Origin of the sequence: Parundibacterium terreum (genome assembly GCF_014636315.1) — a bacterium.
GTDB classification, from domain to species: Bacteria; Pseudomonadota; Gammaproteobacteria; order Burkholderiales; family Burkholderiaceae_D; genus Undibacterium; species Undibacterium terreum.
The window spans coordinates 1,085,008-1,100,019 of the sequence record NZ_BMED01000002.1 but is presented as its reverse complement, the minus strand read 5'-3'; the positions used below and the strand labels follow the sequence as shown (position 1 = coordinate 1,100,019).

The 15,012-nt window shown below is 55.8% G+C and carries 11 protein-coding genes; 6 read left to right on the top strand and 5 right to left on the bottom strand.

From position 1 onward, the window contains the following. Positions 1 to 1,224: a hypothetical protein gene (locus IEW12_RS13925; protein WP_229751108.1), complete on the top strand. Its 1,224-nt coding sequence runs from the start codon at positions 1 to 3 to the stop codon at positions 1,222 to 1,224. Here the strand turns inward: IEW12_RS13925 and IEW12_RS13920 are convergent. The 5 genes from IEW12_RS13920 to IEW12_RS13900 all read right to left on the bottom strand — a co-directional run bounded on the left by IEW12_RS13920 (position 1,142) and on the right by IEW12_RS13900 (position 6,346). Next, positions 1,142 to 1,726: a GNAT family N-acetyltransferase gene (locus IEW12_RS13920; RefSeq protein WP_229751107.1), complete on the bottom strand. Its 585-nt coding sequence runs from the start codon at positions 1,724 to 1,726 to the stop codon at positions 1,142 to 1,144. The two genes, IEW12_RS13925 and IEW12_RS13920, sit on opposite strands and share 83 nt — an antisense overlap. A gap of 124 nt (positions 1,727 to 1,850) precedes the next feature. Then, on the bottom strand, positions 1,851 to 3,050 hold the full coding sequence (locus IEW12_RS13915) for an FAD-dependent monooxygenase (RefSeq protein ID WP_188566601.1): 1,200 nt from the start codon (positions 3,048 to 3,050) through the stop codon (positions 1,851 to 1,853). A gap of 31 nt (positions 3,051 to 3,081) precedes the next feature. Then, complete coding sequence (locus IEW12_RS13910) at positions 3,082 to 4,440, bottom strand: aminopeptidase P N-terminal domain-containing protein (RefSeq protein WP_188566600.1); 1,359 nt, start codon at positions 4,438 to 4,440, stop codon at positions 3,082 to 3,084. Between the two features lie 32 nt (positions 4,441 to 4,472). Next, positions 4,473 to 5,201, bottom strand: coding sequence for an N-acetylmuramate alpha-1-phosphate uridylyltransferase MurU (gene murU, locus IEW12_RS13905; RefSeq protein ID WP_188566599.1), 729 nt, complete (start codon positions 5,199 to 5,201; stop codon positions 4,473 to 4,475). A gap of 116 nt (positions 5,202 to 5,317) precedes the next feature. Continuing rightward, a complete protein-coding gene (locus IEW12_RS13900; RefSeq protein ID WP_188566598.1) occupies positions 5,318 to 6,346 on the bottom strand; it encodes an aminoglycoside phosphotransferase family protein in 1,029 nt (342 codons plus the stop codon). 264 nt (positions 6,347 to 6,610) lie between these two features. On the opposite strand from IEW12_RS13900, the gene IEW12_RS13895 reads away from it, so the two are divergent. From IEW12_RS13895 to pgi, 5 genes are all read left to right on the top strand, one after another. Beyond that, complete coding sequence (locus IEW12_RS13895) at positions 6,611 to 8,917, top strand: LPS-assembly protein LptD (protein WP_188566597.1); 2,307 nt, start codon at positions 6,611 to 6,613, stop codon at positions 8,915 to 8,917. Between the two features lie 154 nt (positions 8,918 to 9,071). Next, the gene (locus IEW12_RS13890) at positions 9,072 to 10,478 is read left to right on the top strand and encodes a peptidylprolyl isomerase (protein WP_229751106.1); all 1,407 of its coding nucleotides are present in this window, start codon (positions 9,072 to 9,074) and stop codon (positions 10,476 to 10,478) included. After that, entirely contained in the window at positions 10,478 to 11,524 is a 1,047-nt protein-coding gene (gene pdxA / locus IEW12_RS13885; RefSeq protein WP_188566595.1) for a 4-hydroxythreonine-4-phosphate dehydrogenase PdxA, read from the top strand. The genes IEW12_RS13890 and pdxA overlap by 1 nt, the downstream gene beginning before the upstream one ends. Before the next feature lie 683 nt (positions 11,525 to 12,207). Next, the gene (rsmA, locus tag IEW12_RS13880; protein ID WP_188566594.1) at positions 12,208 to 12,984 is read left to right on the top strand and encodes a 16S rRNA (adenine(1518)-N(6)/adenine(1519)-N(6))-dimethyltransferase RsmA; all 777 of its coding nucleotides are present in this window, start codon (positions 12,208 to 12,210) and stop codon (positions 12,982 to 12,984) included. Positions 12,985 to 13,204: 220 nt separating this feature from the next. Further along, positions 13,205 to 14,851 carry a glucose-6-phosphate isomerase gene (gene pgi / locus IEW12_RS13875; protein ID WP_188566593.1) on the top strand — a complete coding sequence of 549 codons (1,647 nt, stop codon included), beginning with the start codon at positions 13,205 to 13,207 and terminating at the stop codon, positions 14,849 to 14,851. Positions 14,852 to 15,012 lie beyond the last annotated feature (161 nt).

Here is a 15,012-nt window from a genome sequence, read left to right as displayed (position 1 = left end):
ATGCGCCGTACCCTGGGATTGATCTGGCCTATGATTGCCAGCATGCTGTTGCCACTCGCCGTGGCCTGGTTTGTGTACCCGACTACTCATCTGCCGCCCGGTTTCGGCGTGTTTCCTCCAGAGTTTGTCGCTGCGGCACCGCCGTTCTGGCTGCTGGCGTTTGTGGTAGTCGCACTGGTGGAACTGGTGATCGCTGCCTTCCTGATCAAGCCGACCTGGTTCGGTTTCAAGCCGGTGACGCCTAATCCTCCGGCGCCCATGGTGGGCTTGCCCTACTGGTTCTGGATAGGCGCCGTGCTGACGCTGTTTTTCTGGTGGCTGATGTGGACCAAGATCACCCCCTTCGGCGAGCTGGTCTATTACGCATTCACACCCTTGTGGTGGGGTTTCATCCTGGTGCTGGATGGGCTGACTTATCGCCGCAATAACGGCAGCTCCCTGTTGTCCAAGCGCCCAACGACCTTGTTTATTTCGGCGATAGTATCGATAGCCGGGTGGGGCGTGTTTGAATATCTGGACTACTTTGCACTGGGTAACTGGTACTACCCGAATACGCATATTCCCGCACTCAGCCATGGCATGATCGTGTTCCTGTTCATCATCGCGTACACCACGGTGTGGCCTGCCGTGTTTGAATGGTATTCTTTGCTGAACACTTTCCCTTCGCTAGTGGCGCGCTATTCACAAGGCCCCAAGCTGGCTTTGCCGGGAGCGCCTTTACTGTGGCTGGGCTTGCTGTCGATTGCGCTGATGGTGGTTTTCCCTTATCCGCTGTTCTGGGTGTTGTGGATAGGATTGCTGGCGATTATTAGCGGCCAGTTGATACGCAAAAATATCTGGACGCCGTTTAGCGCGATGGCAGAAGGCAACTGGAGCCCGATACTGCTGATGGCGCTTAGCTCCCTGTTCAATGGCTTTTTCTGGGAAGCCTGGAACTACGGTAGCGCTCATCCTGATACTGCATTACAGACAAATCCGAATTACTGGATTTACGATATTCCGTATGTGAATGTGATCCATATTTTCGCCGAGATGCCGCTGCTGGGTTATGCCGGCTACCTGCCGTTCGGCATCCTGGTATGGATAGTCTTTATCTGGGCGGGAGAAGTATTCGGCTTCAGCACAGAGTTGGGCCTGACGACTAGCGGCGTAGCGGCGGCCGTGGGAAATCCCGGCGCATCAGATACACCAGGCTTTGCTCCTGACCCGGCACGTCGTCTGTAGTACCGTCCCGCTGCATGCCAAGACGCTCCAGTACTGCAATAGAGGCCAGATTGGCGGGGCGTACCTTGGCATGCACAGCCGAGAATTTCATGTGCTGGAAGGCCAGTTCCAATGCGGTATGCGCCATTTCGCTGGCATAGCCTTGGCCCCAGGCCTCAGTCGCAAAACGAAAGCCGAGGTTGATGCGTGGCTGGTCCAGGTAATTGAGCACCGCCAGCCCGCCGAAACCGAGGATTTGTGTTGGCGCTTCCTTGCTGGAAATTGCCCATTGTCCAAAGCCGCGCTGCTCCCAATGCAATAGCCATGCTGCCATCACTGCCTGCGCTTTCTGGATGTTCGGGTAAGGGCCGGCGGGGTTATACAGATTGGTCTGCGGATCCCCGCAGATTTCAAACAACCGGTCTATGTCTGCAAGGCCAGGCTTGCGCAGTATCAGGCGCGCACTTTCGCTGCGCTCGGGCAGGCGGGTTTTTATCTCATCGGCGTCTAGCGGACCAAGCAAGTTTCCTCCCGTCTGTATTTTAATGCGCAGCGATATCAGGTTTTATTTTAATACATCAATAAAAATCCGGCCTGGCTGCAGGGTGTCGCTGCTGTAACTGCTGTAGATGCAGTGCAGCAGGCATTCATCTCCAGCCGAACATCAACTGCTCTGCCAGTATTTTCTTTGCCGGTTTGAACAGGTCCAGCGCGCCCAGGCCTGCGCCGAGCAGGGCCTGTATCGGTGAGCCGTCTGCCGAGCCTGCGAATACCCTGGCCATGCTGTCGGTCAGGCGTATGCTGCTGCCGCGGTCGCTGTCGCGCTGTGTCAGGAATTGCTGCAGGATGGCTGCGCTGGCTCCTGCCGTCGCTGCAGCTAATGGGGTTTCCGTCAGCAGCGTGGCCAGTACGGCGGCGTCACGCAATCCCAGGTTCAGTCCCTGGCCTGCGACAGGGTGCAAGGTTTGGGCGGCGTTGCCGATAGTGACCGTTCTTGCAGTGGCCTGCGCCTGGGCATTCAGGCCCAGCGGAAAGGAAAAGCGTTTGCTGGCAGTCAGGATATCTCCCAGCCGTTGGCCGAATGCAGCTTGCAGCGCCTGCGTGAAGGCAGCATCATCCAGCGCCAGTAATTTTTCCGCAGTGTCAGGACGCACACACCATACTAGCGCATAGCCGTCTTCTTGCGGCAACAGGGCCAATGGGCCTTGTTCGGTAAAGCGCTCAAATGCGCGCTGGGGTAAGGGCAGGCTGGTCGTGACATGCGAAACAATCGCAGTCTGCTGATAGTCGTGGCGGCGGGATTTCTCCGCCTGGGTATCGAAAGTGCCGCCTTCTGCCTGCACAACGATACTTGCGGTGAGGCTGCTGCCATCGCCGAGGTTCAGCGTGACGGCATCCTTGCTTTCATTGATGGCGAGCACCTGCGCAGGCCGCATGACGGCCACGCTGGTGTTTTGCAAAGCCTTATGCAGCGGCTGCACCAGCTTGCCGTAGCGGACAACATAGCCCAGTGCCGGCAGATCGTATTCCCTGCAATCAATCAGCGTGCGGCCGAAATGGCCGCGCCGCGATACGTGCACTTGATGGATCTCGGTGGCAATATGGCTTGCATTCGCCGGCCATGCACCCGCGCCGGCGAGCAACTGCCTGCTGCCGAATGACAAGGCGATGGAACGGCTGTCCTGCATGGCCTGATCGATGCCTTTTGCATCGATCAGCGCAATCCGTTTGCCGTCCATGCCACGCCGGACCAGCAGCAAGGCCAGGGCCTGGCCTACCGGGCCGGCGCCGCAAATGGCGACATCAAAATCGTTTGCGCCTGGCGTCATCGTTTCACTGCTGCTCATACTTTCTCGCTCGCTTTGCCGGTTTGGGCTACTACTGCATCTCTGCTTCAATTTCTGCCACTGTTTTCGGCGTGTCTCGGCTCAGGTTCAGATGACCTTCGTGGGTAATCAGTACGTCGTCCTCGATGCGTATGCCGATATTCCAGTATTCTTCCGGCACACCCTCGGCCGGGCGCACGTAGATGCCCGGCTCTATTGTGATGACCATCCCGGCTTCCAACTGGCGCCAGGGCTTTTCTTCGGCTGTCTTAGTGGTATTTTTTTCGCTACTTTCCATTATGCGGTAATTGCCTGCATCATGCACATCCAGGCCCAGCCAGTGGCCGGTGCCGTGCATGTAAAACTGGCGGAATGCGCCGCTGGCGATTGCATCATCGACGCTGCCGACTTTGTCCTTCTGCAGCAAGCCGGTATCCAGCATGCCTTGCGTCAGCACCCGCACTGCGGCATTGTGGCCGTCCATGTAGCGTGAGCCGGGGTGTGCGCATTCCAGCGCCGCTTGCTGCGAGGCCAGCACCAGCTCATACAGAGTTTTTTGCGGGCCGCTAAACTTGCCGTTGGCAGGGAAGGTGCGGGTAATGTCGGACGCGTAGCTGTCAAGCTCGCAGCCAGCATCGATCAGCACGAGATCTCCATTCTTGATCAACGCGTTATTGGAAGAGTAGTGCAGCACGCAGGCATTGGCGCCGGCCGCGACGATGGAACCGTAGGCCGGCGCTTGTGAACCGCGGCGGCGGAATTCGTGCAACAGTTCCGCTTCCAGTTCGTACTCATATCGGCCCGGCTGCGTGAAGCGCATCGCTCGTGCATGGGCAGCGCCGGAAATAATCGCCGCATGCTGCATCAGCTTGATCTCTGAATCATCCTTGAGCAGCCGCATCTCATCCAGCAAGACACGCACGTCTATGGTCTTATCGGGTGCAGAGATGCCGGAGCGTGCCTTGCTGCGCACTGCCTGCATCCAGTTTTGCAATGACGCATCAAGATTATTGTCGGCGCCGGTGCTGTAGTACAGCGTTCCCGCATCCGCCAGGTAGCCGGGCATCTCTGCATCCAGCGCCTCAATTGCATGGGCCGTATCAAAGCCGAAATGTTCCTTGGCCGCCTCAGGACCGAAGCGGTAGCCGTCCCAGATTTCCCGTTCCAGGTTTTTTTCGCGGCAAAACAATACGCTGCGCTTACCGGTGGGGCCGGCAATCAGCACCAGCACTGCTTCCGGCTCGGTGAAGCCGGATAGGTAATAAAAATAGCTGTCGTGCCGGAAAGGAAAATGGTTGTCGCTATTGCGTGTCATTTCGCGCGCAGTAGGGAGAATCGCGACACCGCCGCCCTGGGCCTGCATCAAGTCCAATAACTGATTGCGTCGTTTGATAAATGACTCAAGGCTCATGCTGGTTTTCCTTTGAACGTGCTGCCAGTTTTTTAATTAGGCGAATTCTTTTGCGGCGCAGCCAATGGCGCATTCAGTTCCGCCAGTTGTTCAGGCGTGCCGATGTTGTACCACATGCCGCTGTATAGTTCTCCGCCCAGTTGGCCGCGGTCGGCATACTGGCGCAACAAAGTGCCCAGGCGCATATGTTCGCCAGGTGTGACGCTCGCAAACATCTCAGGCCGGTAAACGCCGATATTGCCGAAGGTTAATTTGGGTTCGCCCTGATTGGACAAGCCCATCAGGCTCATCGCAAAATCGCCTTCCAGATGGTAAGGCGGATTCTTGACCATATATACCCATGCGATGTCGCGCTTGTCTGCAGGATGCGGATTGCCCCACATGTCCTTGTCTTCCAGCGTATTCTTGCACTCTTCAAAATTGAAGTGCGGAATATAGATATCGGCAGAGACTACGATGAATGGCTCATCGCCCAGCAGGTGCAAGGCATTGGCGATGCCGCCGCCGGTTTCCAGCGCCACTGTCTCGGGCGAGTACTGCAGCCTGGCACCGAACTGCGAGCCGTCGCCCAAGGCATCTTCTATCATCTGCCCCAGGTGAGCATGGTTGATGACGATCTCGGTAATCCCTGCCTTGACCAGGTTCAGGATATGCCAGACGATCAGCGGGCGTCCGCGCACTTTCAGCAAGGGTTTAGGGCAGGCATCTGTCAGCGGGCGCATTCTTTCGCCACGGCCGGCTGCGAGTAACATGGCTTTCATCGGAGGGATCTTTTTTCGTGTCTAGTTTTTACGAGGCCAGGCTGCGACCATGAAGCAGGCGCGGCAGCAAGAGCCGGAAAGCATGCGCCTTCCGGTAGCGTGTCATGGCGGTGGCTTTAGAACGTATAGCCAAACTGCGGCGTGTTCTTTTCCAGCACGTCCAGCAGACGCAGCAGCGGTATCAATACGTTGTATCGCTGTGCAGTCTTGCGCACATATTCCATCACCAGCGGCATATCGTTCAGATAAGCGTCCTTGCCGTCGCGGTGATACAGGCGCGCAAAAATGCCGAGTATTTTCAGGTGGCGCTGCAGGCCCATGAATTCAAAGTCACGGTAAAAACTGTCGACGTCGGGATTGACCGGCAGGCCGGCGCGCCTGGCTTTCTCCCAATAGCGTATGGCCCAGTCCAGCACCATTTCTTCATCCCACTGCACATAGGCGTCGCGCAGCAGGCCAACCAGATCGTAGGTGATAGGGCCGTATACGGCATCCTGGAAATCGATGATGCCCGGGCTACCCTTGTCGACGACCATCAGATTGCGCGAATGGTAGTCGCGGTGCACGAATACCTGCGGCTGTGCCAGGTTGTTGGATAGCAGCGCTTCGAATACCTTATTCAGGGTTTCGGTCTGTTCTTCCGTCAGCGTTACGCCCAGATGCTTGCCGATGTACCACTCAGGGAAGATCATCAGTTCTTTCAGCAGCAGTGCGCGGTCGTATTCCGGCAGCACGTCCGGCTGGCTCTGCGTTTGCAGCAGGATCAGCGAATCAATCGCATCCATGTATAGCTTGTGCGCGCTGTCATTGTTCAGCACATGAAAATAGGTGGTATTGCCGAGGTCCGTCAGCAGCAAAAAGCCGGCCTCGTCATTTTCTGCCAGTATGTGCGGCACTGAAAGGCCTATCTTGCCGAACAGCTCCGCCACTTTGGCAAAGCGCTGCACACTCTCCATGGGAGGTGGTGCATCCATTACGATATAGCTGAGCCCATCGGCCGCATCGACACGGTAGTAACGCCTGAAGCTGGCGTCCGCGGATGCGCGGCGCAGGGTTTCCGGCTTCAGGGCTGGAGTGCTGATGCTGGCCAGCCAGCCATGGATAGCCGGCAGGCGTTCGTTTTCTGTTGTTTGTGTAGATGACATGACCAAGCTTCTATATTATTTATTAACTTATCTTATTGACTTATTTTCATCTGGCCTGTGCCAGAACGGGAGATGCAGATCGCAGACAGGCGATATCTACACCTTCCCGGCCTTTCATGCACAGGTCTTAATGCGTATGGAAACGGCAACTTGCCCGTGTTTCCACCAAGTTCACCTATAATAGGCGATTAATTTAAAATCAAGCGCCGATGTTGGCGCGATGTTGGCTTTTAAGTACCACTTTACATCTACCTAAACATCTACATGCGCTGGAAACCCGTATTATCTCATCCACAGCAGTTGTTTCCTACTTTCTCTGCGATAGTCGTCGCCGCGATTGCTCCCGCCATCTCCGCTCAAGCCCAGACTGCCGCCACGGAGCAGACTACTGCACCTGCGACACCTGCAACACCTGTTGCACCCCTGGCGCCTGCGCTTGCCAAGAAGGCGAAGGAGTCTATTCCTGAGGTGAAGCTGATAGGCAGCAATAAACCCGTCGACAGGGATGCCGACAAAGACGCTCCCACCATTATCGAATCCGAGTCCATGAGCGGCCGCCCTGAGCGTATTGCCAATTTTGATGACCATGTTGAGATTCAAAAGGGCGGCATGACAATCAAGGCGGACAGGGCGACCTACCGCAACCTGGAAGACGAGGTGGATGCTTCCGGGAACATGAGCCTGCAGCGTTATGGTGATTGCTATACCGGTGATTCCGCACGCATGCAAATGGATGCGGGCCTGGGCCATATAGAAAATCCTATCTATAAGCTGGTCAAGAACAATGCGCAGGGCCATGCCAACAGCATAGATTTCTTGAGCCGCGAACATTCCGTCATCAACCAGGGTACCTATAGCACCTGCGAGGGCTTAAGCCCGGACTGGTATTTGAAGTCGGATACCTTGAACCTGGATACCGGCCTGGATAGCGGCGTGGCCAAGAAGGCCACCGTGTACTTCAAGGATGTGCCCATCCTGTTTGCGCCCAGCCTCAGTTTTCCTTTGTCCGGCGCGCGCCAGTCCGGCTTGCTGCCGCCGACTTTTGGTGCGTCGTCCAAAGGCGGTATTGAGTTTGGCTTGCCTTACTACTACAACATTGCGCCGAATCGCGATTTGACGATTTTCCCTAAATTCATCGCCCGCCGCGGCCTGCAACTGGGTGTGGAAGGGCGTTATCTGGGGGAAACCTATTCCGGTGAAACCAGCGTGGAAGGCCTGCTGCATGACCAGCAGACCAATACCGACCGCTGGTCCATCGCTTCGGTCCACAAGCAAAAGCTGTTGCCTAACGTAGATTTCTCGTGGGATATCAACGCTGCCTCGGACGATGATTATCCTAGCGATTTCTCACGCTCCATCACCAAGACCGCGCAGCGCCTGCTGTTGCGCGAGGCGGACCTGGTCTATTACGGTTCCATCTGGAGCCTGGGTTTGCGCGTATCGAACTACCAGGTTTTGCAAGATCTGGCCGCGCCTATCACCCGCCCGTACGACCGTTTGCCGCAGCTCAATTTCCATGCCGAGCAGCGCGACCTGATGGGCTTCGACTGGGCCGTGGATTCTTCACTGACCCGTTTTTGGCACCCGAGCATGGTGCGTGGCGACCGCACGGTACTGAACCCGCAGTTGTCCTACCCTATCATTAATCCTGGCTGGTTTATTACGCCCAAGGTATCGCTGCACGCAACAAATTACCATTTGGAGAATCCGGATCCTGGCCAGCCGACAGATCTGAATCGCGTATTGCCGACCTTGTCGATAGACAGCGGCATGGTGTTCGAGCGCAAGGCCAATTTCTTTGGCCGCGACCTGACCCAGACGCTGGAACCGCGTTTGTTCTATGTACGCACCCCGTATAAAGACCAGAGCCTGTTCCCTAACTTTGACAGCGCCACCGCCGATTTCAACTTTGCGCAGATTTTCAGTGAGAATCGCTTCACCGGCAGCGACCGCATAGGCGATTCCAACCAGATTACCGCAGCGCTGATTTCCCGCTTTATCGAAGCATCCGGTGAAGAGCGTCTGCGCCTTGCTGTTGGGCAACGTTTCTATTTCAATACGCAAAGAGTGACCCTGCCGGATGCTGCTGCTTCACAGAGCCGTTCCGACTTGTTGCTGTCCGCGGATGGCAAGATCTCCAAGACGCTGAGCGCCGATGCAGCATTGCAACTGAGCCAGACCGACAGGCAGTCAGTAAGGGCTAACTATGGCCTGCGCTGGCAGCCTGAAACAGGCAAGGTGCTGAACGCTGAATACCGTTTCCAGCGCGATACTCTGGAGCAACTGGATATTTCAGCCCAGTGGCCGCTTGCCAAGCGCTGGTACGGCGTGGCCAGGAGTAATTACTCCATCCTGGATAAGCGCCTGGTGGAAGGCGTTGCCGGTTTTGAATACAGGCAGGACTGCTGGGCATTTAGAGTCATCATTCAACGTTTTGCTACGGCAACATTGCAATCGACCAGTGCTTTCTCCTTCCAACTGGAGTTGAACGGTTTGGGCAAGTTTGGACTGGGCTCCAATCCTATCGATGTCCTGAAAAAGAATATTTCGGGTTATCAGTCTGCGGATTAGCGTGTATATTTCAGCTTTTGCTGAGAATGAGTGACAGTTGGGCCAAGAACTACAGCACTGAAAAGCGGTCAGACTATTGCCCGCCGTGCTGAACTGAAGCGTCTGGCCCCTGTTTTTATATGAATTTTGGATCACTATGCGAAACATCTTGCACATGAATCAACGTAATTTCTTTTCCGTCTTGGCGATATCAGCTTCCCTGGTGTTGAGTTCTTCCGCATGGTCGCAATCCCCGTTTGTGACTGGCGCCGCGCCGGCTGCAGCCCCGCTGGCACCTGTCGCTGCTCCTGCTGCAAGTACGACTGCTAAGTCCGGCAAGCCCCAGCAAGTCAATAGCATCGTGGTCGTAGTCAATGATGAGGTCATCACCAAGCAAGAGCTGGATGACCGCATGCGCACGGTGGAGCGTCGCCTGACGGCACAGGGCACGCCTTTGCCGAGCAAGGCCGAACTGCAAAAGCAATTACTGGAACGCATGATTGTGGACCGGGCGCAGATACAGTTGGCGAAAGAGAATGGTTTCCGTGTTGACGATATCAACCTGGACCGCTCGCTGCTGAGGATGGCCGAACAGAACAAGATGTCGGTGCAAGAGTTCCGCAACCAGATCGAGCGCGAAGGCACGCCTTATGCGCGCTTCCGCGAAGAGATCCGCGATGAAATCATGATGCAGCGCATCCGCGAGCGCGAAGTCGACAACAAGATACAAGTGACAGAGTCTGAGATCGACAACTACCTGGCGGCGGAAGCCAAGCCCACTAGCGCATCGCAAGAATTGAACCTGGCACAGATCCTGATCCGTATTCCGGAAAATGCATCTGCTGAGCAAATTGCTCTGCGTCGCACGCGTGCTGAAGAAGTCATGCAAAAACTGAAAGTCGGCGGCGATTTTTCCAAGCTGGCCGTAACTTATTCGGATGCCAGCGAGGCGCTGAAAGGCGGCGACCTGGGATGGCGTGAGCAGGACAGGCTGCCGCAATTGTTTGTGGATGCGGTTTCCAAGTTAAAAGAAGGCGAAGTCTCCGAGATCATCAAGAGCCCTAACGGCTTCCATATTCTGAAGCTGGTCGGCAAGCGTGCAATGAATGGCGGCAAGACAGCGGCTGCCACGTCGGTACAGCAAACGCATGCGCGTCATATCCTGATCAAGGTCAGCTCGGTGGTGCCTGCGGCAGAAGCCAAGCGCAAGCTGATCGAGCTCAAGGAACGCCTGGATAATAATGCGGCGAAATTTGAAGACCTGGCGAAGAGCTTCTCCAATGATGCGTCTGCTTCCAAGGGCGGCGATCTGGGATGGATTTATCCAGGCGATACCGTACCCGAATTCGAGCAGGCAATGAACAAGCTGGCATTGAATGAGGTCAGCGAGCCGGTAGAAACCCAGTTCGGTTTCCATCTGATCCAGGTAACAGAACGCAAGACCGATGACGTGTCGCAAGACCGTCAGCGCGCTGCGGCTCGCCAGGCAGTACGTGATCGCAAGGCCGACGAAGCGCTGCAAGACTGGCTGCGCCAGTTGCGTGACCGTGCTTATGTAGAATTCCGTACAGAAGACAAATAATGAAACTTCCGGTCATTGCACTGACCGTTGGAGAACCAGCGGGCATAGGACCGGAAATATCCATCAGGGCGGCATGGCAGCTACGCGGTGAAGTCCGGCCGGTACTGATCGGCGATGCCGCCTACCTGTCCATGTTGGCCGGCGAGATATCTCCGGATATCAGCCTGATGGGCGTCTCGCTGGAGGCGCTGCGCCACACCGGCCTGCCCAATTGCAGCGACAGGCAAATCACCGTCATCGATTGCCCCCTGGCTGCCCATGTCATACCCGGGCAACTGGATGCCAGGAATGGCCGTTCGGTATTGCATACACTGGATGTTGCGATCGAAAGCGTGATGCCGCCTGCCGGCTGGTGCGATGCGATCGTCACTGCGCCGCTGCAAAAAAGCACGATCAATGATGCCGGCGTCGCTTTCAGCGGCCACACGGAATATCTGGCGGAAAAAACCGGTACTGCGCAAGTGGTGATGATGCTGGCTTGCGAAGCATCGGCTACCTTGCCGCAGCCCTTAAGGGTGGCCCTGGCGACCACGCACCTGCCTCTGAAAGATGTGCCTGCTGCAATCACCTTTGATAGCCTGCTGAAGACGCTGCAGATTATCGACCAGGACTTGCGGCAAAAATTTGGCCTGGCGCAGCCGCGCATCCTGGTGACAGGCTTGAATCCGCATGCCGGTGAGAACGGATATCTCGGCCGCGAAGAAATCGATGTAATTACGCCAGTACTGCAGCATGCCGCAACACTGGGCATAACGGCCACCGGCCCATATCCGGCAGATACGCTGTTCCAGCAAAAATATCTGGAACAGGCAGATTGCGTGCTGGCCATGTATCACGACCAGGGTTTGCCGGTGCTCAAGCATGCCAGTTTTGGCAATGGCGTCAATATTACGCTGGGATTGCCTCTGATACGCACTTCGGTGGATCATGGGACGGCGCTGGATTTGGCGGGGCAGGGTTTAGGATTGGCGGATGTGGGGAGTATGCTGGTGGCTGTCAGGGTTGCGGCTGGGATGGTGCGGGCACGTGCCGCGTCTTTCGGATAAGGTTTATCTAAATCGGGCAGCATTGTTTTTGGATTGCCGGCCGGGGGTAGCCCGGCGGCTACTTACCTTTTTTGCTTCGCCAAAAAAGGTAAGCCAAAAAAGGCGACCGCAAGCCTCGCCCCTTCGGGGTACCCGATTATGCGGTACAAAAAATGGGAAACAGGCGAAACTCGCTGCGCTCAGACACACCTGTTTCTGATCCATTTTCTGTATCGCACAATCGGCGAGGCTCCGAGCGGTTGAATGTCAAAGACAAAGTCAAAAACAACAGCAACCAGATTCTCTAATAACAAATAGAACTTGCTCAGCGCAATAGGCTGGCTTGATTGGGGTTGTTGTTGATGTTGGTTTTGACTTGCCCCCGCTGGGGACGTGGCATTTTGTGCTTCGCAGAAAATGGATCAGAAAGGAACGTTGTTTGAGCCGAAGGCGAGTTTCGTTCCTTTCCCATTTTTTGAGATGCGCAAAATGTGATGGCGCTTCGCGCCGTCACCCGTAGGGCAAGTCTGCGGTCGCCTTTTGTTTGCTTACTTTATTTTGGCGAAGCAAAATAAAGTGAGTGGCCGCCGGGCCACCCCCGGCTTGTACCCACGAAGCACAATTTAATATCTAGAGTTAGCCATATAGATGAATAATGAGTAGAGAGCGCACTCTGCTTGATCGGTAATAAAAATAGAAAACATATGAAACACATCGCACGTAAACGTTTTGGTCAAAACTTCCTGACCGACCAGCTCGTCCTGGGCAATATCATCCGCTCCATTGATCCTAAACCGGATCAGTCTATGGTGGAAATCGGGCCTGGCCTGGCTGCGATGACCAGTTTGCTGCTGGAGTCGCTGACGACCATGCATGTGGTGGAGCTGGATCGTGATCTGGTGGCGCGCTTGAAGAAGAATTTCGATTCTGCCAAATTGATCGTGCATGAAGGCGATGCGCTGCGCTTTGATTTTGGTTCTATTCCTGTGGCTGCGGGCAAGAAGCTGCGCGTGGTTGGTAACCTGCCTTACAACATTTCCAGCCCTTTGCTGTTTCATCTGGCCGACTATGTGGATCAGGTGGAAGACCAGCATTTCATGTTGCAAAAGGAAGTGGTGGAGCGCATGGTGGCAGAGCCGGGCAGTAAAGCCTACGGCCGCCTGTCGGTGATGCTGCAGTGGCGCTATCACATGGAGTTGCTGTTTGTGGTGCCGCCTACCGCGTTTGACCCGCCGCCGCGCGTTGATTCCGCCATCGTCAGGATGATACCGAAGGCGCAACGCCTGGCTTGCGATGTGAAAAAGCTGGAAGAGGTGGTTACCAAGGCCTTCTCGCAACGCCGCAAGGTCGTACGCAATTGCGTTGCCGGCATGTTTACCGAGCAGGAGCTGATCGCTGCCGGTGTTGATCCGCAGGCGCGTCCTGAGACTATCCCCCTGGAGCAATACGTAGCGCTGGCACAATTGCTTTCCGCGCGCTAGGCTGTAGCTTTTTCTTCCTGCCTGCCGGGCTCCCGGCAGGCTATGCCTCTCTTCAATTCACAAGCTTTATTCGTATATTGCTTGCTGTCTGTCATGCTTGTTGCGAATAAGCGGAATTCCTTCCCGCGAATGCGCTGGTAGTTTCGATAATGACAAACTATCACCTATAATCATCTGCAATGATTTTCTCCGATTTCCTTTCGGATAGCCCGGGAACACTATGAATATAACCAATACCCCTGAATGGCAGGCCCTGCTGGACCACAAGGACAGGCTGGAGCATGTGCATCTGCGTGACCTGTTTGCCGCCGATGAGGAGCGTTTTGCCAATTTCTCCTTCGAGCTGGATGACTTGCTGGTTGACTATTCCAAACAGAGGATAGATGCGGCAACGCTGTCCAGCCTGATAGAACTGGCACGCACTACCGATGTGGCCGGCTGGCGCGACCGCATGTTTGCCGGCGAAAAGATCAATGTCAGCGAAGAGCGCTCGGTGCTGCATACGGCCCTGCGCCATCTGGAATTTACGCCGTTTCCGAATGCCGAGCAGGATGTGATGCCTCAGGTCAGGGCGGTGCGCAAGCAGATGCGGGACATCGTCGAGCGGGTGCGTAGCGGTCTGTGGCGCGGCTTCAAGGGTGATGCAATACAGAATATCGTCAATATCGGCATAGGCGGCTCCGATCTTGGCCCCAAGCTGGCAACGCGCGCGCTGTCTGCGTTGCAGCATCCCGGCCTGACTTTTTACTACGTGTCCAATCTGGATAGCGCACATCTGGCGCCTTTGCTGGAGCAACTGGATCCGCGCACCACGCTGTTTATCGTGGCGTCCAAGACCTTCACCACGCAGGAAACCTCGATTAATGCCCAGACGGCGCGCAACTGGCTGCTGGCCGCTGCGATGGAAGAGTGGGCAGTCGGCAAGCACTTTATCGCGGTGACCTCCAGCCCTGCCAAGGCGCATGAGTTCGGTATTCCCGACAGCAACATCCTGGAAATCTGGGATTGGGTCGGGGGCCGTTATTCCTTATGGTCGGCTGTTGGCTTGTCAGTGGCTCTGGCGATAGGCATGAATGGTTTTGAGCGCATGTTGAAGGGTGCAGAAACCATGGATCACCATTTCCAGCAGATGCCGCTGGAAAAAAACCTGCCGGTACTGCTGGCCCTGATTTCTATCTGGAACACCAATTTCCTCGGCGCGGAAACAACGGCGATCCTGCCTTACAACGAGTCCATACGCCATTTGCCGGCCTTCCTGCAGCAACTGGAGATGGAGTCCAATGGCAAAACCGTCAGCCGCGACGGCGAACCGCTGACCTGCCGCGCCAATCCCATCGTCTGGGGCGAGATAGGCGTAAACGGGCAGCATGCATTTTTTCAGTTACTGCACCAGGGTGGCTGGCTGATTCCCTGCGACTTTGTAGTCGCAGCATCCAGCGATTATCCTCTGCCCGGCCATCAGGCGCCGTTGCTGGCGAACTGCCTGGCGCAAAGCTCTGCGCTGGCCTTCGGCAAGACCGAAGCGCAAGCGCGGGAAGAGCTGTCTGCCGCAGGCCTCAGTGATGCGCATATTGCCAAGCTGTTGCCGCACAAGGTGTTTGCCGGCAACCAGCCTTCAACGACGATACTGATGCCTAGCCTGGACCCTTTCCAGCTTGGCATGCTGCTGGCGCTGTACGAGCACAAGGTCTTCGTGCAGGGCGTGATCTGGGGCATCAATTCCTTTGACCAGTGGGGCGTGGAGCTTGGCAAGCAATTGGCGAACCGCCTGTTGCCATCCATTACCGGCGGCCAGGCAGATGATGCTAGCCTGGATGCGTCAACCAACGGCTTGATTGCTTACTTCAGGCGGCATGGGCATGTCTGAGGTGTAGAAGATATAAAAAAGGGGTTATTGCTCATTGCAATAACCCCTTTTTATGGGAGGGCAGACAAGACGGCTACTTCCAGAGGACCGTCCCTCTATTGCTGGCCGTTCAGCGCAAGCTCGTACCGCCTGCGTTTTGCTTACGCACGATGCGTTCTATT

What these genes read in the sequence shown, in the direction of transcription:
- IEW12_RS13925 (WP_229751108.1), top strand. Translation starts at nt 1, where the DNA reads ATGCGCCGTACCCTGGGATTGATCTGGCCTATGATTGCCAGCATGCTG.
- IEW12_RS13915 (WP_188566601.1), bottom strand. Translation starts at nt 3,050, where the DNA reads ATGAGCAGCAGTGAAACGATGACGCCAGGCGCAAACGATTTTGATGTC.
- IEW12_RS13910 (WP_188566600.1), bottom strand. Translation starts at nt 4,440, where the DNA reads ATGAGCCTTGAGTCATTTATCAAACGACGCAATCAGTTATTGGACTTG.
- murU (WP_188566599.1), bottom strand. Translation starts at nt 5,201, where the DNA reads ATGAAAGCCATGTTACTCGCAGCCGGCCGTGGCGAAAGAATGCGCCCG.
- IEW12_RS13900 (WP_188566598.1), bottom strand. Translation starts at nt 6,346, where the DNA reads ATGTCATCTACACAAACAACAGAAAACGAACGCCTGCCGGCTATCCAT.
- IEW12_RS13895 (WP_188566597.1), top strand. Translation starts at nt 6,611, where the DNA reads ATGCGCTGGAAACCCGTATTATCTCATCCACAGCAGTTGTTTCCTACT.
- IEW12_RS13890 (WP_229751106.1), top strand. Translation starts at nt 9,072, where the DNA reads ATGAATCAACGTAATTTCTTTTCCGTCTTGGCGATATCAGCTTCCCTG.
- pdxA (WP_188566595.1), top strand. Translation starts at nt 10,478, where the DNA reads ATGAAACTTCCGGTCATTGCACTGACCGTTGGAGAACCAGCGGGCATA.
- rsmA (WP_188566594.1), top strand. Translation starts at nt 12,208, where the DNA reads ATGAAACACATCGCACGTAAACGTTTTGGTCAAAACTTCCTGACCGAC.
- pgi (WP_188566593.1), top strand. Translation starts at nt 13,205, where the DNA reads ATGAATATAACCAATACCCCTGAATGGCAGGCCCTGCTGGACCACAAG.